Origin of the sequence: Corynebacterium sp. HMSC067D03, from assembly GCF_001811185.1 — a bacterium.
GTDB lineage: Bacteria > Actinomycetota > Actinomycetes > Mycobacteriales > Mycobacteriaceae > Corynebacterium > Corynebacterium coyleae.
On record NZ_KV803844.1, the window covers coordinates 30,231 to 56,074 of the forward strand.

24 protein-coding genes are annotated in these 25,844 nt (G+C 63.3%); 7 read left to right on the top strand and 17 right to left on the bottom strand.

Going from position 1 to position 25,844, the window contains the following annotated elements; translation table 11 throughout:
- Window positions 1-44: 44 nt before the first annotated feature.
- On the top strand, window positions 45-1,109 hold the full coding sequence (locus HMPREF2785_RS10750; RefSeq protein ID WP_070615446.1) for a ferredoxin reductase domain-containing protein: 1,065 nt from the start codon (window positions 45-47) through the stop codon (window positions 1,107-1,109).
- Here HMPREF2785_RS10750 and HMPREF2785_RS10755 read toward each other — a convergent pair.
- Entirely contained in the window at window positions 1,096-1,926 is an 831-nt protein-coding gene (locus HMPREF2785_RS10755) for a carbon-nitrogen hydrolase family protein (RefSeq protein WP_070615449.1), read from the bottom strand. The genes HMPREF2785_RS10750 and HMPREF2785_RS10755 overlap by 14 nt on opposite strands.
- 91 nt (window positions 1,927-2,017) lie before the next feature.
- Between HMPREF2785_RS10755 and HMPREF2785_RS11875 the strand changes: the two genes are divergently transcribed.
- The 3 genes from HMPREF2785_RS11875 to HMPREF2785_RS10765 are packed head-to-tail and all read left to right on the top strand — an operon-like array spanning window position 2,018 to window position 5,239.
- Complete coding sequence (locus tag HMPREF2785_RS11875; protein ID WP_070452523.1) at window positions 2,018-2,266, top strand: hypothetical protein; 249 nt, start codon at window positions 2,018-2,020, stop codon at window positions 2,264-2,266.
- Window positions 2,263-3,414 carry an alpha/beta hydrolase gene (locus tag HMPREF2785_RS10760; protein ID WP_070615452.1) on the top strand — a complete coding sequence of 384 codons (1,152 nt, stop codon included), beginning with the start codon at window positions 2,263-2,265 and terminating at the stop codon, window positions 3,412-3,414. Before HMPREF2785_RS11875 ends, HMPREF2785_RS10760 begins: the two co-directional genes overlap by 4 nt.
- A 58-nt stretch (window positions 3,415-3,472) precedes the next feature.
- Window positions 3,473-5,239 carry a pyruvate dehydrogenase gene (locus HMPREF2785_RS10765; protein WP_070615453.1) on the top strand — a complete coding sequence of 589 codons (1,767 nt, stop codon included), beginning with the start codon at window positions 3,473-3,475 and terminating at the stop codon, window positions 5,237-5,239.
- A 120-nt stretch (window positions 5,240-5,359) separates the two neighbouring features.
- Here HMPREF2785_RS10765 and HMPREF2785_RS10770 read toward each other — a convergent pair whose 3' ends face one another.
- The 5 genes from HMPREF2785_RS10770 to HMPREF2785_RS10790 form a co-directional block, all read right to left on the bottom strand.
- Window positions 5,360-5,782: a heat shock protein transcriptional repressor HspR gene (locus HMPREF2785_RS10770; RefSeq protein WP_070615456.1), complete on the bottom strand. Its 423-nt coding sequence runs from the start codon at window positions 5,780-5,782 to the stop codon at window positions 5,360-5,362.
- Between the two features lie 21 nt (window positions 5,783-5,803).
- The gene (gene dnaJ, locus HMPREF2785_RS10775; RefSeq protein WP_070615459.1) at window positions 5,804-6,988 is read right to left on the bottom strand and encodes a molecular chaperone DnaJ; all 1,185 of its coding nucleotides are present in this window, start codon (window positions 6,986-6,988) and stop codon (window positions 5,804-5,806) included.
- A gap of 145 nt (window positions 6,989-7,133) precedes the next feature.
- Window positions 7,134-7,814, bottom strand: coding sequence for a nucleotide exchange factor GrpE (grpE, locus tag HMPREF2785_RS10780; protein WP_070615462.1), 681 nt, complete (start codon window positions 7,812-7,814; stop codon window positions 7,134-7,136).
- Window positions 7,815-7,847: 33 nt separating this feature from the next.
- A complete protein-coding gene (gene dnaK / locus HMPREF2785_RS10785) occupies window positions 7,848-9,680 on the bottom strand; it encodes a molecular chaperone DnaK (RefSeq protein ID WP_070615465.1) in 1,833 nt (610 codons plus the stop codon).
- Window positions 9,681-9,935: 255 nt separating this feature from the next.
- Window positions 9,936-11,456 carry an acetaldehyde dehydrogenase ExaC gene (locus HMPREF2785_RS10790; RefSeq protein WP_070615468.1) on the bottom strand — a complete coding sequence of 507 codons (1,521 nt, stop codon included), beginning with the start codon at window positions 11,454-11,456 and terminating at the stop codon, window positions 9,936-9,938.
- Window positions 11,457-11,610: 154 nt separating this feature from the next.
- Here HMPREF2785_RS10790 and HMPREF2785_RS10795 point away from each other — a divergent pair, with 154 nt between their 5' ends.
- Window positions 11,611-13,011 carry an AI-2E family transporter gene (locus tag HMPREF2785_RS10795; RefSeq protein ID WP_101741022.1) on the top strand — a complete coding sequence of 467 codons (1,401 nt, stop codon included), beginning with the start codon at window positions 11,611-11,613 and terminating at the stop codon, window positions 13,009-13,011.
- Window positions 13,012-13,056: 45 nt separating this feature from the next.
- Window positions 13,057-13,581 carry a type 1 glutamine amidotransferase domain-containing protein gene (locus HMPREF2785_RS10800; protein ID WP_070423283.1) on the top strand — a complete coding sequence of 175 codons (525 nt, stop codon included), beginning with the start codon at window positions 13,057-13,059 and terminating at the stop codon, window positions 13,579-13,581.
- Between the two features lie 192 nt (window positions 13,582-13,773).
- On the opposite strand, the gene HMPREF2785_RS10805 is transcribed toward HMPREF2785_RS10800, so the two are convergent.
- From HMPREF2785_RS10805 to HMPREF2785_RS10850, 10 genes are all read right to left on the bottom strand, one after another.
- On the bottom strand, window positions 13,774-15,246 hold the full coding sequence (locus HMPREF2785_RS10805; protein WP_070615471.1) for an integrase core domain-containing protein: 1,473 nt from the start codon (window positions 15,244-15,246) through the stop codon (window positions 13,774-13,776).
- 80 nt (window positions 15,247-15,326) lie between these two features.
- Window positions 15,327-15,746 (bottom strand): hypothetical protein, encoded by a 420-nt coding sequence (locus tag HMPREF2785_RS10810; protein ID WP_070615474.1) that lies wholly within the window; start codon window positions 15,744-15,746, stop codon window positions 15,327-15,329.
- Window positions 15,730-16,296, bottom strand: coding sequence for a nucleosidase (locus HMPREF2785_RS10815; protein ID WP_070615477.1), 567 nt, complete (start codon window positions 16,294-16,296; stop codon window positions 15,730-15,732). Before HMPREF2785_RS10815 ends, HMPREF2785_RS10810 begins: the two co-directional genes overlap by 17 nt.
- Window positions 16,297-16,302: 6 nt before the next feature.
- Window positions 16,303-17,235, bottom strand: coding sequence for a sulfite exporter TauE/SafE family protein (locus HMPREF2785_RS10820; protein ID WP_070615480.1), 933 nt, complete (start codon window positions 17,233-17,235; stop codon window positions 16,303-16,305).
- A gap of 1 nt (window position 17,236) precedes the next feature.
- Window positions 17,237-17,869: a sirohydrochlorin chelatase gene (locus HMPREF2785_RS10825; protein WP_070615482.1), complete on the bottom strand. Its 633-nt coding sequence runs from the start codon at window positions 17,867-17,869 to the stop codon at window positions 17,237-17,239.
- Window positions 17,870-17,874: 5 nt separating this feature from the next.
- The gene (locus HMPREF2785_RS10830) at window positions 17,875-19,209 is read right to left on the bottom strand and encodes a sulfate adenylyltransferase subunit 1 (RefSeq protein WP_070615487.1); all 1,335 of its coding nucleotides are present in this window, start codon (window positions 19,207-19,209) and stop codon (window positions 17,875-17,877) included.
- Window positions 19,209-20,129 (bottom strand): sulfate adenylyltransferase subunit CysD, encoded by a 921-nt coding sequence (gene cysD / locus HMPREF2785_RS10835; RefSeq protein WP_070615490.1) that lies wholly within the window; start codon window positions 20,127-20,129, stop codon window positions 19,209-19,211. Before cysD ends, HMPREF2785_RS10830 begins: the two co-directional genes overlap by 1 nt.
- Before the next feature lie 38 nt (window positions 20,130-20,167).
- The gene (locus tag HMPREF2785_RS10840; protein ID WP_070615493.1) at window positions 20,168-20,944 is read right to left on the bottom strand and encodes a phosphoadenylyl-sulfate reductase; all 777 of its coding nucleotides are present in this window, start codon (window positions 20,942-20,944) and stop codon (window positions 20,168-20,170) included.
- Complete coding sequence (locus HMPREF2785_RS10845) at window positions 20,941-21,198, bottom strand: hypothetical protein (protein WP_070615496.1); 258 nt, start codon at window positions 21,196-21,198, stop codon at window positions 20,941-20,943. The genes HMPREF2785_RS10840 and HMPREF2785_RS10845 overlap by 4 nt, the downstream gene beginning before the upstream one ends.
- Window positions 21,195-22,862, bottom strand: a complete 1,668-nt coding sequence (locus HMPREF2785_RS10850) for a nitrite/sulfite reductase (RefSeq protein WP_070615499.1) — start codon at window positions 22,860-22,862, stop codon at window positions 21,195-21,197. Before HMPREF2785_RS10850 ends, HMPREF2785_RS10845 begins: the two co-directional genes overlap by 4 nt.
- Before the next feature lie 272 nt (window positions 22,863-23,134).
- Between HMPREF2785_RS10850 and HMPREF2785_RS10855 the strand changes: the two genes are divergently transcribed.
- Window positions 23,135-24,505 (top strand): FAD-dependent oxidoreductase, encoded by a 1,371-nt coding sequence (locus HMPREF2785_RS10855; RefSeq protein ID WP_070615502.1) that lies wholly within the window; start codon window positions 23,135-23,137, stop codon window positions 24,503-24,505.
- A gap of 229 nt (window positions 24,506-24,734) precedes the next feature.
- Here HMPREF2785_RS10855 and HMPREF2785_RS10860 read toward each other — a convergent pair whose 3' ends face one another.
- Window positions 24,735-25,829, bottom strand: a complete 1,095-nt coding sequence (locus HMPREF2785_RS10860; protein WP_246821244.1) for a Fic family protein — start codon at window positions 25,827-25,829, stop codon at window positions 24,735-24,737.
- Window positions 25,830-25,844 lie beyond the last annotated feature (15 nt).

Below are 25,844 nucleotides of genomic sequence, written 5' to 3' on the forward strand. Positions count from 1 at the left end.
TCGCATATAAAACAGTCTGTACTCTAACCCAGTACGCTGTTTTCATGACTTTTCCGGAGTCCGTTGAGTTGTTGCGCACCCACGGATCGCGCGTGAGTGAGGTGTGGCGCGCGAGGTTCGTGGAGGCGTATCCACATGCGTCGATGATGCTTGCTCCTGGTGAGCGCATGCCGCAGATGCTTATCGACGCCACCACGTTCCTCCTCAGCCACTCCCCCACCGAAACCACCGACCGCCTGCGCGCGATCGCGCTGGACCTGCGCCGCACCGGCTTCCCCGCCGAGGAGTACCCCAACGCGATGCAGTTGCTTGGCGACGCCATCCGCACCGTCGCCGAAGAAACCGGCGCCGAGGTCGGCACCGGTGCTGGCGGTGGCACCGAGGACCCCACTCCGACGCTCGTGGCAGCGGGTGAGGTGATGCGCAAGGCAGCATCCCAAGCCGACTACGCGGGCGTGCCGGCGGCCTCAGCGGCGCAGGTCACCAGCGTGGAGGAGCGCGACGGGGTGCAGATCGTGCGCCTCGAGGCAGGCACGCGCATCATCTACGCCCCCGGTGAAACGCTGCCCGTAATGTCGCCGGAGGCCCCCGGCATGTGGACCGGACTGATCCCGGCGCTGCCGTCGAACCCATTCGGACAAATGGAGTTTCACATCAGCACCGGCACCGATCTTGCGGTTGCGCCCGGCGCGTGGTTGACATTGGGTGTGGCGCGCGGGGGTCTGCAGGGGTTCGTCGATAAGCAAGTGCTCTTGGTGGCCGCGGGGACGGGGTTGGCTGCGGCGAAGGCGCTGGTTTTTCACTGGTTGGAATGCGAGGAGCGCCCCGATGTGCACCTGGTTTCGGATGTGACGTACGACCGCGCGGCGCTGGACGCGTTGGCTGGCGCGCAGGACTGGCTGGACGTGAGTTGGGTGGTGGAGTCGCGGCTGGGTGCGTCGCTGGAGCAGGTGGTGTCGGGGCCGGGAATGTGGTGGGGCCGCGACGTGATCGTGTGCGCGGACGAGGTGCGCGCGGCCGCGATTACGGCAGCGCTTCGGGAGGCCGGGGCCGAGGGCGTGCAGGTCATCGCCCACGACGCGACGCCGGAGTGGTTTAGCGCATCGTAGTGTCCGCGCGGATCTGGCCGAGCGGAAGGCGTTTGCGCTGCTTGGCGGCCTCTTCGGGGTCGATGTCTACGACCAGGGTTTCGGGCCCGTAGCCGGCTTCGGCGATGCGCACGCCGGAAGGGTCGACCACGGTTGAGTGGCCCGCGCCGGTGGGACCGGACGGCTCGCCCGCTTTGGTTTCGAAGTCGGGGCGCGACTGGCCGGCGGCCGCGATGAACACCCCGGCGTCGAGTGCGCGCGCGGCGGTTAAGATGCGCCACTGCTCCACCTTGCCGGGCCCGTCGGCCCAGCTTGTGGGTACGACAATGACTTGGGCGCCGCGGTCCGCGAGCGCCTGGAACTGCTCGGGGAAGCGAATGTCGAAGCAGGTGGCCACGCCCACCGTCACGCCGTCGTGTTCGAAGGTGACCAGGCGTTCGCCGGGGCGCACGGTGTCGGACTCGCGGTAGTTAAACGCGTCGTACGTGTGGATCTTGTCGTACCCCTCATGCAGGCTATTTCCCGTGATCAGGGCGGTGTTGTAGACGCGGTTGATGGTTTTCTCGCCGCGCTGCACAATATCGGCGGGCCGGAACATGCCAGCCACGACGGTCACGCCCAGATCGCCTGCAAGGTCGCGCATGTTGGTGGCAAACGCGCCGTCGAGGCCCGCCGCCTGCGTATCCAATCGGCCCTGCTCAAAGGCCTGACTGGCACCCTCTGGCAGCACAATCAGGCTCGCGCCTTGGGCGGCGGCGTCGCGCACCAGCGGAGCAAGGTGGGCAAAGTTGTCCATTGTGTCACTGCCTGTGACCGTTTGCACCAACGCGATCTTCATGTGGATAACTTTAGGTGGAGTTCGGGGCAGTTATCCACAGATTTTTCTTCGCCCCTTGTGGTTGTGTGCTGGTGCGCAGAGGATTCGGCCCATGACTCTTGAAATCTCAACACGCACAGCACCCGTCGCCCGCGGCCTCACCCGAACGTTCACACCGTTACCGTTTGCGCAGGTGGGGGTGTCGCGGACGGCGGAAGCGTTGTCGTCGATACGCAACAGCACGCACATGCTTATCGACGACACCACCGCCCACCTCAACACCCACCTCAATTCCATCGCGCGCTTTGCCCGCGCGGTGGAGGGCGTGGACGCCGACCTGGAAGCGAGGCTTGCGCCATGAGTGTTGCCACGTACCGCCCGGCGCTGGACGCGGCGGAACTTACGGCGGCAGCGGCCGCGTTGCGCCTTGCTGCTGATGCCGCCCGGGAGCGCGCCGCCCATGTTCCAACCTCACGCGAGGCGTTGGTGTCCACGGGCTTTCGGGGCGTGGCGGCGGATGCGGCATACGCGCGGTTAGATGCGTTCGGGTCTGTGTTTGCGCGCGGTGCCGACGACTTGGCCACGGCTGCTGCGCTTGTCTCCACGGCGGCGGGGCTGCAACGGCAGTTGGACGAGGCCGCCATGTTTGCCACCCTCTACCTGCACTCGCGCACCGTGCTGTGGCTCAATGCGATGTCGATGGCGCTGGACCTGGAACTCGCACGGTCCTTGCTGCGGTTGGGCGGGCACGAGCAGGACTACGACCCGTTGTTCGCCCACCCGGATGAGTCGTTTGCAGACCTGCACGCACGTCATGCGCCGACGTTGCCCGCTGCAACCCTCGCTGCTGTGGAGGCTGCGGGCGGGACCGTTCTCGAGGCCGGACCTGCTTCGACCACTGTTGTCGTCGGTGACGTTGTGGAACCGGCGCGGGTGATCACCATGGTGGCCGGCGCGACCACGGGCGCGCCCGCGAAGTTGGAGGGTGAGTTGGCAAAGGCGTCGCGGTTGGCCCAGCAGACCGGTGCTGCGGTGGTGGTGTGGCAGGGTTATGCGCCGCCACGCTCGGTGCCGCGGGCGGTCTCTCCCCTGCGCGCGTCGGCCGGTGCGGATGATCTGGCGATGTTCCAAGCTGCAATCGAAGAGCGCTTCCCGGACGCGCAGAAGACCGTCGTCTCCCACAGTTACGGCACGCTGCTGGCCACCACGGCGGCGCGCGACCATGGACTTATAGCGGATGACTTATGGGTTCTCGGCAGCGCCGGCGTCGCAGGCCAGCACGTCTCCGAGCTCACACTTGCGGATGAGCACGCCACCGTTCACGTCGTCGATTCGCCACAGGACCCCATCCTGTTGCTGCGCTCTGGTCCGTCGGCGGTGCTCGGCGCGTCGCCGTCGTATGTAGGGTGGGGCGCACAGCGCGTGGAGGGCGTGCGTGGCGGACACTCCGACTACTTCACAGACCCGGCCTTTGTGTCTGCTTTGCAACAGCGCGCAAGCACAACTTAAGAAATGGCGTTACCATGGCGAACGTTTAAAGAAACTACCTTTAGGAGTCTGATAAACCATGGCAAACTTTGCAGAGCAAGTCGTCGAGCGCCTCGAGGCCCTCGGCATTAAACGCATTTACGGTCTGGTGGGCGACTCGCTCAACCCGCTTTCTGACGCCGTGCGCGAAAGCGACATCGAGTGGGTCCACGTCCGCAACGAGGAAGCCGCAGCGTTTGCTGCCGGTGCAGACTCGCTAGCCACCGACGAACTCGCCGTCTGCGGCGCGTCCTGCGGCCCGGGCAACACCCACTTCGTCCAAGGCCTGTTCGAGTCCCACCGCAACGGCGCGAAGGTACTCGCCATTGCATCGCATATCCCGACGGCCGAGATCGGTTCCTCCTTCTTCCAGGAGACCCACCCGGAGATGCTGTTCCAGGAGTGCTCCTCCTACTGCGAGGTCGTCCACACCGCCGACCAGGGCATGCGCGTGCTGCACAACGCCCTGCAGAACACACTCGCCGGCAACGGTGTGTCCGTGATGGTCGTGCCTGGCGACGTGTTCGCCGCCGACGTTGCCGACGGTCCTCACACCGCCGACTCCGTCTACGCCACCGGCAAGGACAAGCGCGTCTACCCCGACCCCGCTGAGGCCGCACGGCTTGTCGAGGCCATCAACAACGCCGACAAGGTCACCCTGTTCTGCGGCTACGGTGCACGCGACGCCCGCGACGAAGTCTTCGCCCTGGCCGAGAAGATCAAGTCCCCGATCGGCCACTCCTTCCGCGGCAAGATGTACTTCGAGTACGACAACCCTTACGACGTCGGCATGTCCGGCCTCCTTGGCTACGGCGCCTGCCTCGACGCCATGGAAGAGTCCGACCTGTTCATCATGGTCGGCACCGACTTCCCGTACACCGACTGGCTGCCGGAGGAAAACGTCGCCCAGATCGACATCAACGGCACCCACATCGGCCGCCGCACCAAGGTCGACTACCCCGTCGTCGGCGACGTGAAGAGCGTCATCGAAAACATCCTCCCCCACGTCGAGGAGAAGAAGGACCGCAAGTTCCTGGACAAGATGCTCAAGCGCCACTACCAGCTGCTGGACCACGTGGTGAAGAGCTACACCGAGGAAGCCTTCGAGTCGAAGAAGCCGATCCACCCCGAGCTCGCTGCCTCCGTGCTGGACAAGCTTGCCGACGACGACGCCTACTTCACCGTCGACACCGGCATGTGCAACGTGTGGTCCTCGCGCTACCTCACCCCGAACGGTAAGCGCGACGAAGGCGCATCCTTCCTCCACGGCACCATGGCTAATGCTCTGCCGATGGCCATCGGCGTCCAGGCAGCACAGCCGGACCGTCAGGTCATCTCCTGGTCCGGCGACGGCGGCCTGGGCATGCTTATGGGCGAATTGCTCACCATCAAACTGCACCAGCTGCCGGTGAAGGTGATCTGCTTCAACAACTCCTCCCTCGGCATGGTCAAACTCGAGATGATGGTCGCCGGCATGCCCTACTTCGGCACCGACCACGAACAGGTCAACTTCGCCGAGATCGCCAAGGGTGTCGGCATCAAGTCCTTCCGCATCGAGGAGCCCGAGGACCTCGAGCCGATGCTCAAGGAGGCACTTGCTTACGACGGCCCCGTGGTCGTCGACATCGTCACCGACCCCGAGGCTCTCTCCCTGCCACCGGGAATCACCTGGGACATGATGAAGGGCTTTGCCAAGTCTGGCGCCCGCACCGCCTTCCTTGAAGGTGGCGTCGGCCGACTGTTCAACCTGGCCAAGTCCAACCTCCGCCACATCGGCGGTGCTGCTGCCATCGAGTTCGGCGGGTAGGTCGCTGTAGTTCAGACGCGACAAAGCCCGCGCTGCCCTTGATGGGTAGCGCGGGCATTTCTTGTTTGTCGTTGCCAGCGTCGTTTCCGTCGGCGCCGCCGCCTCAGGTGCGGCCGCCGACTAGGCGTCGGGGGTGAGGTTGCGGCGACGGCGTCGTCGTGAAGCAGCTGGCTCCCATGCCACGACCGCGGTGGAACGCGGCACGTGCACCAACTCGCCACCACGGCGAGAACCGTTGCGCAACTTCTGGCGCAGCTCTTCGTTGTGACCGCGCTGGGCATCCAACTCGTCCTGCAGTTCCTCGATCTGCGCGGAGAGCTCAATGATCGTCTTGATGCCCGCCAGGTTCACGCCTTCCTCCTGGGAGAGGTACTGAATGCGGCGCAGCATCGAGATGTCACGGCTGGAGTAGCGACGGCCTCCACCCTTGGTGCGTTTCGGGGTGACCAGGCCCAGCCTGTCGTAGGTGCGCAGGGTCTGCGCGTGCATACCGGTGAGCTCGGCGGCGACAGAGATGACGAAGTATTCCTTCTCTTCTGCCATGGTTACACCTCCTTTCGCCGTCTAGCGCTCGGACCAGCCGGCGCGCGGGTCGAAACCAGAATCCTTCTCGGCCTGGGCGTATGCGCGCAGCGCACTGGTTGCGGACGGATCGAGATCCTTCGGCACCTTCACCTCAACCGTGACCAACAGGTCGCCGGCGTTGCCAGAACGCTTCGGGATACCACGGCCACGCACGCGCAAGGTGCGGCCGTTCGGGGTGCCAGCGGGGACCTTGACCTTCACCGGGTTGTCTAGGGTCGGCACCGTGATAGTGGAACCGAGGGCGACCTCTGCAAACGAGACGGGGACCGTGACTTCGAGGTCGTCGCCGGAGCGGGTAAAGGTGTCGTCGCTACGCACATGCACAGTGACAAACAGGTCGCCTGCGGGAGTGCCGTTGGGACCTGCTTCGCCTTGGCCTGCAAGGCGCACCTTCTGACCATCGATGACGCCTGCGGGGATGCGGACCGTGATCGAACGGGTACGTCGGACGGTGCCGGTGCCGTTGCATGTGGTGCACGGATCCTCGATGACCTCGCCGGTGCCGTGGCAGTTCGTGCAGGGACGAGCCATGCCGAACGCGCCGGAGTTCTCCCGGATGTAACCGGAGCCGGAGCAGACCTCGCACGTGTGCGTCTTGCCGGACTTCGAACCAGAGCCGTGGCAGGTGGTGCACGGTGCGTCGCCGGTGAGCTCGACGGGGAACGTCGTGCCCTTGGCTGCTTCGCGGAAGTCGAGGGTTATTTCCGTTTCGACGTCGGCCCCCCGCGACGGCCGAGCGTTCCTGCCAGCACCGCCGCGGCCGCCAAAGAAGCCACCGAAGATATCACCAAGGCCGCCGTCTCCAGCTTGTCCACCAGTGGCTGATCCGAAGATGTCCGAGAGGTCGAATTCCGTTTCCGTGCCGCGAAACCCGCCCGGAAAACCGGACGCTCCTCCCCGCCCGAACCGGCCAAAGCCGCCCGAGCCGATCATGGACTTCAACTGGTCGTATTCTTTGCGCTTCTGCTCGTCGCCAATAACGTCGTACGCTTCCGCGACCCGCTTGAACTTCTCCTCAGCCTTCTTGTTGCCGGGGTTCGAATCTGGGTGGTTTTCGCGTGCGAGTTTGCGATACGCCTTCTTAATATCAGCTTGGCTTGCCGACGACGACACGCCTAAGTCGCCGTAATAATCCTTGTCGGCCCATTCCTGTTGCATAGCCATCTCGCACCCTCCTTTCGCTGTATATCGGTGTGGAGTTGTTGTCTTCTAAAATTTCGTTCACTAAATAATCTAAGTAAAAAGGCCGGGGATCAGGCCGCTTCTTGTTTGCGTGTACCCATTCCCCGGCCCTGCCACCAAGTTGTTGTTACTCGGTGGTATCGGCACTTTCGGCCGGATCGGCGATGATCACCATGGCGTTTCGCACCAAGCGGTCACCCACCGTGTAGCCCTTGCGCAGCACCGTTCCCAGAACCTTTTCATCGCCCTGGGACAGATCCTGCACGGCCTCGTGGACCTCCGGGTTGAACTCGTCGCCTTCGGCACCGAACTCCTTCACACCCTGGCCAGCGACGATGGAACGGAACTTATCCGCGAAAGCCTTCAGCGGGCCTTCTTCCAGGTCGCCGTGCTGCTGGGCGAGATCGAGATCGTCGAGAAGCGGCAGCAGGTCGGTGGCAAACTTTGCCTTCGCGGTGGTGGCAATCTCGCCACGCTCACGCTCCGTGCGACGGCGGTAGTTGGCGTATTCGGCGCTGACGCGCTGCAGGGACTCGGTGCGCTCTGCGAGCTGCAACTCGATGTCGCTGACCGTGCCGTCGCCATCGGCGTCCGGGTCTACCTCGCCGTCGGCGATCTGCGCTGCATCTTCCAAGTCTTTCAACTCAGCTTCCGCGGCAACGAGGGGGTCCTCGTCCGTGGACAGTGCCTCGGACTCAGCCGCCTCGTCGGCCAGGGCTTCCGCCTGATCCGGGGAGACGTACTGTTCGTCCGTCGCCTCCGGATTACCCGGGTTGTCGGGCATCTGCTCGTTGTTCGGGTTCGTCATCAGACGTCGCCTCCTTACACGTACTGGGTTGGATTACTTGTTGTCGGCGTCGGTGTCGTCGTCCTCGACAACCTCGGCGTCCACAACGTTGTCGTCGCCAGCATCAGCCTGGGTAGCACCCTCGTTGGCCTGAGCCTCGTAGAGCGCGGTGCCCATTGCCTGGGACTCGGTGGTCAGCTTCTCCACTGCAGACTTGATGGCATCCAGGTCCTCGCCCTTGAGGGCCTCGTCGACAGCATCGGCAGCCTCGGTGACGCGGGTCTTGATGTCCTCGGAAAGCTTCTCGCCGTTCTCGTCCATGAACTTGCGGGTCTGGTACGCCATGGTCTCCGCGTTGTTGCGGGTCTCCTGCTCCTCGCGACGCTTCTTGTCCTCGTCAGCGTGAGCCTCAGCGTCCTTGATCATGCGATCGATCTCTTCATCAGACAGACCAGAGCCGTCCTGGATCTTGATCGTGTTCTCCTTGCCGGTGGCCTTATCCTTCGCGGACACGGACACGATGCCGTTGGCGTCGATGTCGAAAGTGACCTCGATCTGCGGAACACCACGCGGTGCCGGAGCGATACCTGCCAGTTCGAAGGAGCCGAGCAGCTTGTTCGCGGAAGCGATCTCGCGCTCACCCTGGAAGACTTGGATCTGCACGGACGGCTGGTTGTCCTCGGCCGTGGTGAAGGTCTCCGAACGCTTCGTCGGGATAGTGGTGTTGCGCTCGATGAGCTTGGTCATCACACCACCCTTGGTCTCAATACCGAGGGACAGCGGGGTGACGTCGAGCAGCAGCACGTCCTTGACATCGCCGCGCAGGACACCAGCCTGCAGAGCAGCACCCAGAGCCACAACCTCGTCCGGGTTCACGGACTTGTTCGGCTCCTTGCCAGTGAGCTCCTTGACCAGTTCGGTCACAGCCGGCATACGGGTCGAGCCACCAACCAGAACAACGTGGTCAATATCGCCGACAGACAGGCCAGCGTCCTTGATCACTTGGTTGAACGGGCTCTTGGTGCGATCCAGCAGGTCGGAGGTGATCTTCTGGAACTCGGTGCGGGTCAGGGTCTCGTCGAGGAACAGCGGGTTCTTCTCGGAGTCAACCGTGATGTACGGCAGGTTGATGGAAGCCTGCTGTGCAGACGAGAGCTCAATCTTGGCCTTCTCCGCAGCCTCGCGCAGACGCTGCATAGCCATCTTGTCCTTGGACAGGTCAACGCCGTTCTGGGACTTGAACTTGTCCACGAGCCACTCGACTACGCGGTTATCCCAGTCGTCGCCACCGAGCTCGTTGTCACCAGCGGTAGCCAGGACCTCAACGACACCGTCGCCGATCTCCAGCAGGGACACGTCGAAGGTGCCGCCACCGAGGTCGAAGACCAGGATGGTCTCTTCCTTCTCAGCCTTATCCAGGCCGTAAGCCAGAGCCGCAGCGGTCGGCTCGTTCACGATACGCAGGACGTTCAGGCCCGCGATCTGGCCAGCTTCCTTGGTGGCCTGACGCTGAGCGTCCTCGAAGTAAGCCGGAACGGTAATAACAGCCTCAGTGACCTCATCACCCAGGTAAGCCTCCGCGTCGCGCTTCAGCTTCTGCAGCGTACGAGCGGAAATCTCCTGCGGGGTGTACTTCTTGCCATCGATATCTACGGTCCAGTCCTCGCCCATGTGACGCTTCACGGAGCGGATCGTGCGATCGACGTTGGTCACCGCCTGGTTCTTTGCAGACTGACCAACAAGCACCTCACCGTTCTTCGCAAAAGCGACAACCGACGGGGTGGTGCGGGAACCCTCAGCGTTAGCGATAACTACCGGCTCGCCGCCCTCAAGGACGGAAACAACCGAGTTCGTGGTGCCAAGGTCAATACCAACTGCGCGTGCCATAAAAGTAATTCCTCCTGTTGAAATGTGGTTTATCAGTAAGTTGATGCGCTCCGGCTCAACTTGACGGCCACCACTATAACACCGGCGGACACATCCTTGAGCCTGTTGCACTCAATCTATGTAACGACACTGTACCCAAAGTTGTTCCCACTCGACGCAACTTTATTTGTTTCCGCAGGTAGAAGCACGCAAAAACACCCTCACCGACCGGGAGCATAAGTGGGCGATGAGGGTGTCGTCGCTAAGCAAATGCTCTTAGAACAGGCCGGTTTCCTTCTCGGAGTAGGACCAGAGGAGGTTCTTGGTCTGCTGGTAGTGGTCGAGCATCATCAGGTGGGTTTCGCGGCCGATGCCGGACTTCTTGTAACCACCGAACGCCGCGTGAGCCGGGTAGGAGTGGTACTGGTTCACCCACACACGACCCGCTTGGATCGCGCGACCCGCCTTGTATGCGGTGGTGCCGGAGCGCGCCCAGACACCGGCGCCGAGACCATAGATGGTGTCGTTGGCAATGCGGATGGCCTCGTCGAAGTCCTTGAACGTGGTGACGGACATGACCGGGCCGAAGATCTCCTCCTGGAAGATACGCATGTCGTTGGTGCCCTTGAACACGGTCGGCTCGATGTACATGCCGTTTTCCAGGCCCTCAATCTTGTTCACGCCGCCGCCGGTGAGCACCTCAGCACCTTCCTGGGGCCCAAGCTCGAGGTAGGACTTGATCTTGTCCATCTGCTCGGTGGAGGCCTGCGCACCCATCATGGTTTCGGTGTCCAGCGGGTTGCCGGTCTTGATCTGCTTGACGCGCTGCACACCCAGCTCAAGGAACTCGTCGGCAATGGACTCATGCACCAGCGCACGGGACGGGCAGGTGCAGACCTCCCCCTGGTTCAGGGCGAACATAGCGAAGCCCTCGATGGCCTTCTTCTTAAAGTCATCATCCTTGGCAAAGATGTCCTCGAAGAACAGTGCCGGGGACTTGCCACCAAGCTCGAGGGTGACCGGGATGATCTTGTCGGCCGCGGCCTTGTTAATGATCTTGCCCACCTCAGTCGAGCCGGTGAACGCAATCTTGGCAATGCGGTCAGAACCAGACAGTGCCGCGCCGGCCTCGTCGCCCATACCGTTGACAATGTTTAGCACACCCGCCGGAATGAGGTCGCCGATCAGATCCATCAGATACAGGATCGACGCCGGGGTCTGCTCCGCCGGCTTGAGCACGATCGCGTTACCTGCAGCCAGCGCCGGAGCAAGCTTCCAGGCCGCCATGAGCAGCGGGAAGTTCCACGGAATGATCTGGCCAACAACGCCGAGCGGCTCGTGGAAGTGGTAGGCGACGGTGTCCTCGTCAATCTGGCTCAGACGACCTTCCTGTGCACGCAGCGCGCCTGCGTAGTAACGGAAGTGGTCAATCGCCAGCGGAATATCGGCAGCGAGCGTCTCACGCACAGCCTTGCCGTTCTCCCACGTTTCCGCAACGGCGAGCTCCTCAAGGTGCTCCTCCATGCGGTCCGCGATCTTCAGCAGGACGCCGGAACGCTCCTGCGGGGAGGTCTTCCCCCACGCGGGTGCGGCCTTGTGTGCGGCGTCGAGCGCCAGGTTGATGTCGGCTTCCTTACCGCGTGCAACCTCGCAGAACACCTCGCCGGTGACCGGGGTGATGTTCTCGAAGTACTCGCCATCTACCGGCGGAACCCAGTCGCCGCCGATGTAGTTGTCGTAGCGCTTGCGGAACTTGACGTTCGAGCCCTCGGTGCCAGGGTTGGGAAACACAGTCATCGTTGTGGCCTTTCTCGGTCGTGGAATGAATTGTGGGCCACACTACACCCAAATCTCTTTGTGGTCTAGGACAACTCTTCCTTGCGCGCACTTTTCGACGACCCCACGCCCCTTCCCCTTATGCATAACCCCACATCTCTGACACAATGACCACGTGAGTGAACGTAAAAAACCAAAATATGTGGGAGCTCTGGATACGGCTGTAGACCCGATCCAGACACTGCCCACCACGGCCGACGCCGCCCAAGACCTCTCCCGCGAGCCGGTTGACCGCGGCGAGGTCATCGCCTCCGACGGCCGCACCGCCGCCGCGTGGGCACTGCGCTTCATCATCGTTGTCGCAGCCACGGCCATCCTTCTCTACCTGCTCAAATGGGTCTGGATGGGCCTTCTGCCGATTCTTCTAGCACTGATTGTGTCCACCGTCCTGTGGCCACCGGTGCGCTGGATGCGCGACCACAAGGTCCCCGCATCCCTGGCCACGTTCATCACCCTGATCGGCTTCTTCGGCATCATCGGCGGCATCTTCGCCGCCATGGCCCCAACCGTGAAAAGCCAAGGCAGCGAGCTCGTACGTCAGACTGAGCAGGGCCTCAATCAGATCGTCGATTGGCTGAAACAGCGCGACCTGGCATTCCTTGAGCCGGAAAAGATCCAAGAAACCGTCGATCAAGTCACCGCCTTTGCCAAGGGCCAGGCCTCCAACATTGCGTCGGGAGTGTTCTCGGGCCTGGGCGCGATTGCGTCGGTAGGCACCACGCTCGCACTGACCCTGGTGCTCACCTTCTTCTTCCTCAAAGACGGCGACCGCTTCCTGCCATGGGTGCGCAAGTACACCGGCGTGCGCGCTGGTTGGCACCTCACCGAAGTGTGCAGCCGCTCCTGGAACACCCTGTCCGGATTCATCCGCACCCAGGCCATCGTGTCCGGTGTTGACGCCATCTTCATCGGTCTCGGCCTACTGTTCCTCGGCGTGCCACTGTGGCCGGTGCTCGCGGTGATCACGTTCTTCGCCGGCTTCATCCCGATCGTCGGTGCGATTTCTGCAGGCGCTCTGGCGGTGATCATCGCGTTGGTGTCCAACGGGTTCATGAACGCCGTGTTCGTGCTCATCCTCATCATCGCCGTACAGCAGCTGGAGAGCAACGTTCTCTCGCCGATCCTGCAGTCCCAGGCGATGGGCCTACACGCCGCCGTGGTCCTGCTCGCCGTCGCTGTCGGCGGCACCCTGTTCGGCATCGTCGGCGCGTTCCTCGCGGTTCCGGTTGCCGCTGTCGCCGCCGTGTGGCTGCGTTACTGGGCTGAAATGGTCTCGCTGCGCTCCGGCGAGATCACCGCCGACGAGATAGCCATGGCCACCCAACAAACTCAGACCATGGATTCCAAGGAATCCTTCCTCGCCGTGCGCGACCACATGATGCGCCTGGCCAAACGCGAGAAGGAGCCCGTGAAAGAGGGGCTTGGCTCCACGCGCGTCCCGCTTGACGACGACACCCCGTCCGACATCGACACCAACCCACCCGGACGCCTCCCCGGCGTGAACGACGAAGACTAGGTACGGTGGTGTGCCGCAATTGGTTATCGACGAAAGGAAATACCAATGGCCGATCTGAATAACAAGACCATCGCAATCCTCGCGACCGACGGCTTTGAAGATTCCGAACTGACCTCCCCGAAGGAGGCCGTCGAACAAGCCGGCGCAACCACCAAGGTCGTCTCCACCGAAACCGGTGAGATCGAGGGCAAGAAGGGCGCCAAGGTCGCCGTCGACGTCACCACCGCCGATGCCAAGGCTGCCGACTACGACGCCCTCATCCTCCCGGGCGGCACCCTCAACGCGGATGCCATCCGCGTTGATTCCGACGCCGTCGCCCTGGTCAAGGCGTTCAAGGACGCAGGCAAGCCGATCGGCGTGATCTGCCACGGAGGCTGGATCATGACGGATGCCGACATCTTGAAGGACGTGAAGATCACCTCCGTTGCCAACGTCAAGACCGACCTGGTCAACGCCGGTGCCGAGTGGGTCGACGAGGAAGTTGTCATCGACTCCGGCGTCATCTCGTCGCGCACCCCGGACGACCTGCCGGCCTTCAACGCCGCACTCGTCGAGGAGTTTGCAAAGTAACTTCTGCGAGGTAGCTGCTTTTAGCCCGCTGGCGCGTTTACGCCGGCGGGCTTTCTGCATGTCTGGGAGCTGTTCGGAGCGGATCGTCTAGCTCGCTTCTGATGCTGCTAGACGTGTTATGTCCATGAACATTTTGGACATGGAGTCCAGCCACTTATTGGACACGGAGTCCAGGAGCTTTTTGGACTTTGGCTAGTGTTTCGGTTTGCGTCTTTTTGGCCGGGGTTTGGATAGGTTGGGGCGCAGCTGGGGTGGTTGGCGGTGTTTCATGCCTTCGACGTGGTTGATGTTGATTACTCCGCCGGCTGGGCGGTGTTTGAGCTTGATCGGTAGCGGCACACTGAAGAGGAATTCTCCGTCGTGTGCGGTGAAGAATTCAGCGACGTTATCGGCAGTAACGTGGCTGAGCAGTTTGCGGCTTTTGAATCTCAATCCGACATACAGCGGGTATCCGAGGATGTGAACTGCCCCGTGGCGGCTGATGGTCAGTTCCAAGGGGATATCAAAGCGCTGCTTTTTGACTGCTTCATACGGGTCTATGCTGGTCGTATCCGTATGCGATGCACCTGGCGTGGTGATTGCACGATCGGTGTTGACCCTGGGTGAAGTGGCAGCTTCCCCGGGGTCGTTTGTGTATGCATGCTTCGGCTTTGCATGGGGGTTGTTGGCGAGGTTGTAGTCGACAACGCGCTGCCAGACCGCTTCAGGATCAAGCGGAGTTGTAGGTGATTCAGCCTGCGGGAACGTTTCCCAGGCTTGTTCGGGCGTGATGTGCATCTTGCCGACGAGCAGGCTTTGATGTCGCCGATGTTTGTTGTAGACCTCGCGGTAGGCCGCAAGCGCTTTTTGCAGTTCGTCGAATGTTTCCGGTGTGCGTGCGTCGAGAAACTGCACCAACGTGCGGTGGGAGCGTTCGTCTTTGCCTTGCGTAGTTGGGGCGAAGCCAGCAATTGCCAGCACACCTTGCTTCGCCAACCAAACTTCTGTGGCTGATAGACGACCGCGGTGGTAGGTGGCAAACGCTTCACTGTTGTCCGACAAGATTTCCTGCGGTTTGCGGTATCGGTCGAATGCTTCTTTCAAGGTGATGCGAGCATCCTCGCCGTTTTCAGGCCGGGGAAACGCTTTTGTGCCAACATCGAATCTGCTGGCGTCATCAATAACTTGATAGATCGTGACCTGGGTATGTTCGACGTCGAATAGCCGGTAGACCACAGCATCGATCTGCCACAGTTCACACACAAAGTCGCGGGCAAACCGCTTATACGAACTGCGTGGGCGCTTGCGGGCATTCGCGTCAACTACTCCAGCGTCGTGCAGCCAATCCGCGATGGTCGACCGAGATGGAGTGCGCTCCGGGCCGATTGTGTCGAACAGGTGGTAAAAGATCGACAACGGGCCGTAGTCTAGCCCCTGCTCTTGCAACGTGACTCTAGCGTCGATGACTGCTTGGCGATCCGCTTCGGTGTATTTGCGGGCGGGATTTTTCGGCGCGGTACTGTCCGGCAAAATACCCGCCCGCCCACGGCGAGCAATACGATCCCTGACGTTATGAAACGTCTGCCGAGAGGTCTTCTCATCCTTGCAAAACTGCTTGATAGTTTTTCCGTCGCGAACCGGATCGAAATCCGCGATCTTTCTGCGTGTGTGCGATGAAATAGCCATCCGACCATTTCACCGGTTCAGTGTCCAAAAAGTCTCTAGACATCGTGTCCAATAAGTGACTGGACTCCATGTCCAAAAAGTCATGAGACATGACACACTTTGACTAGGTGGGCAGCGAAAGCGGGCAAGGCAACACCCTCGGACCGGGCGTGCGATTCGAGCTCCTGCGCATCTTCCGGCAGTCCCAACTTCGCGGCCCCCTGCAGTGCCTTCTTGTCGAAGACCGGCGCCAACTCCGGCCACACCCCCTGCGCCTCGCGGGCGAACATGGTTGCGCAGGCGTAGCCGGCGGCGCCGAAGATGCGGATCAATTGCGAGCGCGGCGCTTCAACCAGTGCAGATGGTGAGGTCAGGCCGGCGTCGAACAGTCCGCGTGCGGCGTCGACGGCGACGGTGGCGCGTATGGGCTTCGCTTGCAGCATGCACAGGACGAGGAGCTGGAAGAGGGACGTGGGGTCGTCGTCAAGCGAAATGCCCGCGTCTTCAGCGAAGGTGCTCACGCAGCGCCTGCTCGAGTTCGACGCGGGCGCGCTCGAGGGCTGCTTCCCAAACAGCGGAGGCGCCTTCGTCGGCGGAGTCCGAAACCTGCTTGAGCAAGGTCAGCGGAACGTTGAAGGTGGAGCAGACGGCGGCAAGCGCGTAGCCCTCCATGTCGACGAGTTGGCATTCTTTGGCGAGCTCGTCGCGAAGATCGGAGCGGTTCACAAACGCATCGCCGGTGGCCAGCTTCGCTTTCGGCAGGTCGGTGAGGGGCTCGAAGGAGAACCAGCGCGGGTAGACGAAGTCGGTGATGTCGGAGGTGCCGCCAACCTTGAAGTCGTGCTTGACGGCGTCGGAAATCTCGTAGACGCCGGGGGCGAGGTCCACAAGCGCGCCTGCGGTGCCAACGTTGATCACGCGCGACGGCAGTGGGCCTTCGGAGAGGCGGCGGGTCAGGGCGATCGCGGCGGGCAGGGTGCCGATGCCGGTGATGAGTACCTCATGGTCGCCTCCGGACATGATGTCGGCGGCTTCTTCTTTCATGGCTGCAACGATGAGCAAATCAGACATAGTTGCTTATCGTATGCGGGCGGGCTGCGGCTCCACCACTGTTGCGCCTTCGCGCTCGGATGCGGCGCGGGAGTTGGCGCGGGCGCGTTGGATGCCTCGCCAGGAGAGGGCGGCTCCGATTGCAACGATAAGCAAGCGGACGACCCAGAGTCCGCTGGTCATGCCGGCATACGACAGGACGACGGGCAGGTTCAGCAGCACGATCAGGGTGCCGACGACGCCGCCGAGCGCGATGGGGTTCATACGGCTGACCATCCACGCTCCGATGGGTGCTGCGATCACGCCGCCGATGAGCAGGGCCAGCACGCCCGCGAGATTTGCGACGAGGTCACGCCACATCCCAACCGCGAACCCGAGTGTTGCGGCGAGGGTGACCAAAAACTCGGCGGTGTTGACGGTGCCGACGATGCGGCGCGGCTCGGCACGCCCTGCGGTAAGCAACGTGGAGGTGGTCACGGGTCCCCAGCCTCCGCCGCCGGTAGCGTCGATAAACCCGCCGAAGAGCCCGAGGCCTGCGAGAAAGCCGCGCGAGTGAGGCTTCGCGGCGAGTTTGCGTTGGGTGAGCCCCCGGGCGAAGCGCAGCATGAGGTTCAGGCCGATCAGTGCGAGGATCAGCGACATCACCGGGCGCGCCGCGTCGGTGGAGAGTCGCACGAGCACGGTTGCGCCGATAAACGCCCCGATGGCGCCGGGGATGCCGATCGCGCAGGCGGTGCGCCAGTCCACGTTGCCGAAGCGCGTGTGGGCTACGCCGGAGGCCAGTGTCGTGCCCAGCTCCGCGGTGTGGACGACGGCGGACGCAGCGGCCGGGGTGATACCGGCGAGCGCGATGAGCATGGTGGAAGAGGTGGCGCCGAAGCCCATGCCGAGGCCGCCGTCGACAAGTTGCGCGGCAAGACCTGTGACTGCGATGAGCAGCAGTGTTTCGAGTTTGTACATGTCAGGCGCCTTTCTCGGCGGCGCGGTATCGGTTGGCGACGATCCGCGCGAGGTCTGTGGTCAGCGGCCCGGATGCCGGCAGGTGGTCTGGGATCCGGTCGAGCAGGGTTCCGTGGGTGACAAACAGTGGGAGCACATGTGTATTGCCGAAGCGGCGCTGGCCTCGCGTCGCCGACACCACTGCCGTTTCCACCCCGGCACGCTTGGCCACTTCGGCGGCGAGGCGGTCGTAGTTGGCGGCTTGTTCAGGGTTGGAGGTGCCGACTGGGAAGAGGGTTGCGTGGGTGGCGGTGGGGTCGTCGATACGCAAGCGGCGCGCAAGGACATCGGCGATGTCGCTGCCGGTGCCGAGCGGCTCGGCGAGCACGAGGTCGCAGTGCTGGCGGGCTTCGGCGAGGTGGCGCGGCACGTCGACTTTGGCGTGGAATGCGCGGGTAAACAGCAGCGGGACCACGATCGCGCGCGACGAGGATAAGCAAGCAGCTGCCTCTGCGAGTGTGGGTGTATCGAACTCCAGGTGGGCGTCGGCCCACTCCACGCCGAGTTGCGCGGCCGCGGCTTGGGTGAGCGCGCGGATGCCTTCCTTGGCGCGGGGGTGCCGCGAGCCGTGGGAAAGGGTGATCAGCGCGGTCATGGGTGTTACCGCAGGCGCTTTCCGACGAGCCCAGCCGCCAGCGTGTTGCCAGTTGACTGGTCGACGAGCAGGAAGTTACCCACCGCACCGCGGGCGGCGTACTGCTCGACGGGCAGTTCGTCGGCGGTGTGGATGGTCACGTGTGCGATGTCGTTGAGCGCAACCGCCTCGGGTGCGGTGTTGTCACCGTCGGCGCCGTCGATGTCTAAGACACGCTCGACGCTGGCCACGCGGGCGCGGACGAACGTGGTGCCGATGCGGAGCTTCACGGCCTGGCCTGCGCGCAGGTCCTTCTCGTTGAGGCCGACGACGGTGGCGTCGAACTCGCGAACGTCCTCGGGGCGCGAGCCGGAGGCCAGCAGGTCACCGCGGGTCAGGTCGATATCGTCGGTCAGCCGCAGCGCTACGGAGTCGCCGGCATGGGCGGTGTCCACGGGGCCGTCGGCGGTGTCGATGCCGGCAACGGTGGTGGTGCGGCCGTAGGGGGCGAGGATCTCGTCGCCAACCGTGATCGAGCCGGCGTTGACGCGGCCAGCATAGGCACGGTAGTCGGAGGCGTGTTCACGCAGCACGACCTGGATGTTGAAACGGAAGTCCAGGTCATCGGCGCGGCCGCGCTGCACGGGGATGCTCTCCAGCAGTTCGAGCACGGTCGGGCCGGTGTACCAGGGCGTCGCGTCGCTGCGCTCCGCGACGTTGTCGCCCCGCAGGGCGGAGATCGGCACCACGTGAGGGTCTTCGATGCCCAACGCTGCGGCCTTGGCGTCGAACTCGGTGCGGATTGCGTCGAAACGCTGCTGCGAATAGTCAACGAGGTCGATCTTGTTCACCGCCAAGATCACGGTGCGCACGCCGAGCAGTTTGGCCACGGTGAGGTGGCGGATGGTTTGTTCGACGACGCCGTTGCGGGCGTCGACAAGCAGCACCACCACTTGCGACGTGGACATGCCGGTGACGGTGTTGCGCGTGTACTGCACGTGGCCTGGGGTGTCGGCGAGGATGAACGTGCGCTTGTCGGTGGCGAAGTAGCGGTAGGCCACGTCGATAGTGATGCCCTGCTCGCGCTCAGCGCGCAGGCCATCAACCAGCAGCGACAGGTCCAGGCCCTCGAAGCCGCGGTCGGCGGAGGTGCGCTCCACGGAGGCGAGTTGGTCGGCGAGCACCGACTTTGTGTCGTGCAGCAGGCGGCCGACGAAGGTGGACTTGCCGTCGTCGACGGAGCCGGCGGTGCACAGGCGCAGCGTCTCGCGGGCGGACAGTGCGGCGGTGGCAGTTTCGGCAGCGCCGGTTTCAGGGGCGTTTTCGGAGGTAGTAGCGGGTGCGATGGTTGGGGCGGTCATCAGAAGTAGCCTTCCTTCTTGCGGTCTTCCATGGCGGATTCGCTCAGGCGGTCGTCGGCACGAGTGGCGCCGCGTTCGGTCAGGGTGGAATTGGCGATCTCGACGAGGACCTCGTCGATCGTTTCGGCGTCGGAATCGACGGCGCCGGTGCAGGACATGTCGCCGACAGTGCGGTAGCGCACCCGGCGCGTGTGAAGCTGTTCGTCGTCGCGGGGGCCTCCCCATTCGCCGGGGGTGAGCCACATGCCGTCGCGGCCGAACACTTCGCGGTCGTGGGCGTAGTAGATGGATGGCAGTTCGATGCCTCGCGCGCCGATGTATTCCCACACGTCGGCTTCGGTCCAGTTGGAGATTGGGAACACGCGGACGTTTTCGCCGGGCAGGGTTGCGCCGTTGTAGAGGTCCCACAGTTCGGGGCGTTGGCGGCGTGGATCCCAGCCGCCGAAGGAGTCGCGGACGGAGAAGACGCGTTCTTTGGCGCGGGCACGTTCTTCGTCGCGACGCGCCCCGCCCAGCACGGCGTTGTATCCGACCTCCGCGATGGTTTCCACCAGCGGCACGGTCTGCAGCGGATTACGGGTGCCGTCGGGGCGTTCCTGCAGGTCACCGCGATCGATCCAATCCTGCACGTGGGCGACTCGCAGGCGGAGCCCATGCTTATCGACGACACCATCCCGGAACTCAATCACCTCCGGGAAGTTATGCCCCGTATCCACGTGCAGCAGCTCAATCGGCGGCTTGGCCGGGTAGAACGCGCGGCGCGCGAGTTCCAGCACCACGCAGGAATCCTTCCCGCCGGAAAACAGCAGGCCAATCTTGTCGAACTGCCCCGCCACTTCACGGATGATGTGGATCGACTCGTTTTCTAAATCCTTCAGGTGCGGCGATAGCTGCGTTGCCGTTGCCGTTGCTTGCGTCATTGTGTTGCTCCTTGTTGTCCGGTTGTTGCGCTTCTCGGCTACTCGTGCAGGCCGCACTCTGTCTTGGTGGCAAACGCCCAGCGCCCGGCGCGTGGGTCCTCCCCTTCCGCCACGGGCAGGGTGCAGGTGGCGCAACCGATGGAGGGGTAGCCCTGTCGGGTCAGCGGGTGGATGATCAGGTCGTTGTCGCGCTCGAAGGCGGCGGTGTCTTCCAGGGACCAGGTGACCAGCGGGGAGATCTTCAACCGGCCGGTCGCATCGAGGCTGAGCGCGGGCGTGTCGGCGCGGGTGGGTCCGTCGGCGCGGCGCAGCCCCGTGATCCAGCCGGCGTACGGGCTCATATGCACCGCCAGCGGCTCGACCTTGCGCATGCGGCAGCACGCACCCGGGGCGCGCAGGTACAGGTTGGGCCCGTACGTCTCGTCCTGCTGTGCGCGGGTCAGTTGCGCCTTCGCCCGCACCAAGCGGTGCGAGGGGTAGCGCGCCTCCACCTGGTCGGCCACCTCCAGGGTTTCCGGGAAGTGGTACTCGGTGTCCAGGAACAGAAAGTCCGCGCCGGGAAGGTGGCGCTCGGCCAGTTCGGCGAGCACCGTGTTTTCCATAGACAGGGTCACGACGAGTGGGCCCGGCGCGTACTCGTTCGCCCACTGAAGAATCTCGGAGGCGGGGGCGTTGTGGAGTTTTGCGGCCCAGTCGTCGACAAGCAATGCGTTTTGCTGCGCCACCCTGTGTGGCAGCGGCGATGTCCGCCTCGGCCCCTTTGGGCTGACCTCGGGGTCGCGGAAGTTGCTGGACTGGTTGAGCAGGTTGATCATTGGTTGCCTTTCAATGCGCCGGTGTGGCCGTGGCGTGCGAGCGAGGCCTGCAGCGCCTCTTCCGTGGATGGCGCCTTCGACGGCGCGGCTTCGGGGTCGTCCTGGCCGTGGAACTTCACCTCGAATACGCGGAGGCACTCGCAGCACTTCCACGCGAATTCGGTCTGTTCGTTCGGCCACAGATCCTCGCCGCCGCAGTACGGGCAGAAGGTGGGAAAGTTGCGGTTCGGGTTTGGTTCGCGGCGAAAGCTCATCGCAGGTCCTCCTCGTCGGCGCGCGCGACCCAGTCACGGAATGTCTCAGCGCCTTCACGCTTATCGACGAAGCGCTGCACCACCCGTGCCACATACTCCGTCAACTCACTGGACAACACCTTGTGACCACGCAGCTTCCGGCCAAAGTTCGCGCCCTCGCCGATCGTGCCGCCAAGGTGTACCTGGAAGCCTTCGACCTTTTCGCCGTGGCCGTTATCCACCATCTGGCCCTTCAAACCGATGTCGGAGACCTGGTGGCGGGCGCAGGCGTTCGGGCAACCGTTGAGCGAAATGGTGATCGGCGAGTCCAGGTCCCCGAAGCGCTCCTCCAGTTCGTCGGCCAGCTCGATGGCGCGGGACTTGGTGGTTACGTGCGCCAACTTGCAGTACTCCAGACCGGTGCAGCTGAGCAGGCCGCGGCGGAATTCGGAGGGCTTGGAGTACAGGCCCATCTCCTCCAGGTCCGCCTGGAGGTTTGCTGCGGTGTCTGGCGCAACCCCGAGCAGCAGGACCTCCTTGAACGGGGTGAACCGCAGATCCGTCACGCCGTACTTCTCCGCCAGGTCAGCCAGGGCGATGAGTTGCTCGCCCGACATGTGGCCCAGCGTCGGCTTCACACCGATGTACAGGTTGCCGTCCTTCTGCTCATGCACACCGATGTGGTCGCGGTCTACCAGGTTGTTCGGGGCGTGCGGGCCGTCCGGGAGCCTGTACCCCAAGTAGTCCTCCTCGAGGATCTGGCGGAACTTCTCCACACCCCACTCCGCAACCAGGAACTTCAGACGTGCACGGTTGCGCAGGCGACGGTAGCCGTAATCGCGGAAGATGCGCACCACGTTCGCCCACACGTCCGGGACCTGCTCGAGGGCGACAAAGGCGCCGAGGGATTGTGCCAGCATCGGGTTCGTCGACAAGCCTCCGCCCACGTAGCACTCGAAGCCGGGGCCGAGTTCAGGGTGCTCGACGCCGATGAATGCGAGATCGTTGATCTCGTGGACCACGTCCTGGCGTGCGTTGCCGGAGATCGCGGACTTGAACTTGCGCGGCAGGTTTTGGAACTCCTCTGCGGTAACGATCTCCTGGATCTGCCGAATCGCGGGCGTGGCGTCGATGATCTCATCCTTGGCAATGCCGGCCACCGGCGAGCCTAGGATCACGCGCGGCACATCCCCGCAGGCATCCCAGGTGTTCAGGCCGTTCGCCTCCAGCTTCTCCCAGATCGCCGGGACGTCCTCGATGCGCACCCAGTGGAACTGGATGTTCTGCCGATCCGTCAGGTCCACCGTGGAGCGGGCGTAATCGCGGGACAACTCCCCGACGGCGCGGGCTTGCGCGGTGGAGCAGATGCCTCCGTCGAAACGGATGCGCATCATGAAGTACTTGTCCTCAAGCACCTTGTTGTCCTCGCCGGTGAACTCGCCACCCAGGTTCTGTTTGCGCTGGGTGTACAGGCCAAGCCACTTGAAGCGCGGGTACAGGTCCTCGCGATCGATCGAGTCGAAGCCGCCCTTGGAATAGGTATCGATCACACGCTGCTTCACGTCGAGGACCGGGGACGCCTGCTTGATTTCTTCATCGTGGTTGAGCGGCGCGGTGCCGTCGATAAGCCATTGCCCCTGCGGCTTCTTTGCGCGCGGTTTCGCGGTTTTCGTTGGTGCGGTCACGGGCCCTCCAAAAGTAGACCGGTCGGTTCGGCGATGTTGTTCATTTCGGTGTTGATGGGCAAGCATGCCGTACCGGCCTGTCTAGCACAACCAAAACGCCGAAACTGCCGGTTAAGCGCGTGAATGTAATGCATTGAATGTTTGTTTACGAGCCAGCTTTAAGCACCCCTGAGGGCACGAATGTAAATCGCCAAAACTTTAAGACCGCTCTGTCTATGCGCTATAGTAACGGCCAACGAGAAAATCCCCCTTTTGCGAAAGGACCATCACCCATGAGCTTGCGCGTCGCCGTAGTCGGCGCCGGCCCCGCCGGCATTTACGCCTCTGACCTGCTCATCCGCAACGAAGAGCACGACATCCACGTCGACCTTTTCGAGCAGATGCCCGCCCCGTTCGGCCTCATCCGCTACGGTGTTGCGCCCGACCACCCGCGCATCAAGGGCATTGTGAAATCCCTGCACAACGTGCTGGACAAGGACAAGCTGCGCCTCATCGCCAACGTGACCGTCGGCCGCGACATCACCATCGATGAGCTGCGCGACTACTACGACGCCGTCGTCCTCTCCACCGGCGCTGTACGCGACCGTGAACTGCTCATCCCGGGCGGCGATAAGTCCATCGGCGCTGGCGAGTTCGTCGGTTTCTACGACGGCAACCCGCGCTTCGAGCGCGATTGGAACCTCGAGGCCAAGGAAGTCGCCGTTATCGGCGTGGGCAACGTGGCCCTGGATATCTCCCGCGTGCTGGCCAAGACCGCCGACGAGCTCGCCGTCACCGAGATCCCGGACAACGTCTACGAGTCCCTGAAGAAGAACCAGGCCGAGACGGTCCACATGTTCGGCCGCCGCGGCCCCGCCCAGGCGAAGTTCACCCCGAAGGAACTGCGCGAACTCGACGAGTCCGACACCATCCAGGTGCTCGTCGACCCGGAGGACATCGACTACGACCAGCTCTCCGAAGAGGTCCGTCGCGCCGACAAGTCCATCGACCTCAACTGCCAGGTGCTTGAGCAGTACGCCATGCGCGAGCCGGACGACTCCCCGCACAAGATCTACATCCACTTCTTCGAGGAACCGGTCGAGGTGCTTACCGACGACGCCGGCAACATCACCGGCCTACGCACCGAGCGCCAGGAACTCGACGGCGAAGGCGGCATCCGCGGCACCGGCAAGTTCACCGACTGGCCAGTCCAGCAGGTCTACCACGCCGTCGGCTACCGCTCCGAGCCTGTCGAGGGCGTGCCGTTCGACCTCGAGCGCCACGTCATTCCTAACGACGGCGGCCGCGTCCTCGTCACCGCCGAAGAGGGTGCCGCACCGGAGGAGAAACTGTACGTCACCGGCTGGATCAAGCGCGGCCCGGTCGGCCTGATCGGCAACACCAAGTCGGACGCGAAGGAAACCACCGACATGCTCATCGCCGACGCCGACGCCGGCAAGCTCGCCACCCCGACCCACACCGGCAAGGACGAGATCCTCGACCTGCTTCGCGAGCGCGGCATCGACTACGCCACCTGGGCCGGCTGGTACAAGCTCGACGAGGCCGAGCGCGCCCTCGGCGCCGCCGACGCGACCTTCCCGCGTGAGCGCAAGAAGATCGTCGAGTGGGAAGACATGCTGGGTCACTCCCGCGCCGGCGAGTAACGCCGTGTGGTGCGCGGCCCGCGCACACCCAACAGCGCGCACCGCTTGATGTACACCGAATCGACACGTCCGCGCGACGTGTCGATTTTTTGATGCAAAATCGACATGATGCACCCGCGCACCGTAGCGGCCCCCACAGCCCAAAAAGCGATATCGCCTTTTGCACCGACCGGCGAGACGCGACCTGGGGTTCTACAACGGCGCACCCTGTAAAAGACGATATCGGGGTTTAGCGTCGGGTCAGCACCTCGAGCGCTGCCGTGTTCAGAAACACCTTCGACCGCCCCGCCTTCTGTTCTTCGAGGATGCCGGCCTCGACCAGCTGCGACAGCCACATCGATGCTGTCTGCCGCTTCGCCAGTCCCGCATCGATCACGTCCGTGATGCGGACATACGGCTGAACGAACAGCAGCTCCGCCAGTTCGGCTGCTGGCGAGATGCCGGTTTCGCGGACACGGGCGGTGGTGGTGTCCTGGAGGGTGCAGAGGTCGTCGATAAGCAAGCTTGTGCTCCGGGCCGACTCAGTCACCGCGTTGACCATGAACAGGATCCACTGCTCCCACCCACCGTCTGCGGTGACCGCGCGCAGCAGCCGGTAATACTCCGCTTTCCTATCGACGATCGTCCCTGACAGATACAGCACCGGCAGTGACAACACCTGCTCTTGCAGCAACAACAAGATGTTGAGGATGCGGCCGATGCGGCCGTTGCCGTCGTAAAACGGGTGGATAGCTTCGAACTGGTAATGCGTCACCGCCATCAACACCAGCGGATCCAACCCGTGGTCCGAGTAGATGTAGCGTTCCCACGCCGAAAGGTGGCGTTGCAGCACGTCGAGGCCTTCGGGTGGGGTGTACGCGCGCGTGCCCGTGACCGGGTCGCCGATGTAGGTACCCGGTGTTGAGCGGAGCGTGGCCTGCCCACCCTGCAGGGTCGAGCACACCTCAACCGCAACCTTCTCCGACACCGGCCTATCCACGATCAGGTCCACGCCGCGCCGCAGAGCATCGCGGTAGCGCAGCGCTTCCTTGGTTGCCGGCGTAGGCTCCAGATCGATGCTCCACTGAGCCCGGAACAGCTCATCGTTCGTGGTCACAATGTTTTCGATCTCTGTCGATGCCTGCGCCTCACGCAACGGGATAGTGGAGGTGATGATCTCCGGGTTCGGGATCAACCGGCATGCGGTGTTGAGGGCGGCCAGTTCGCTGCGAGCGTCGATAACAGCCTTGAGCACCTTTGCGGTCTCAAGCGTGTGCTGTGGTGGCAGCGGCGGAAGATCGTTGTACGGCTTCGCAGGGTCGAACGCCGCTGTGTTTCCAGTCATGTCGAAAGAATAAAC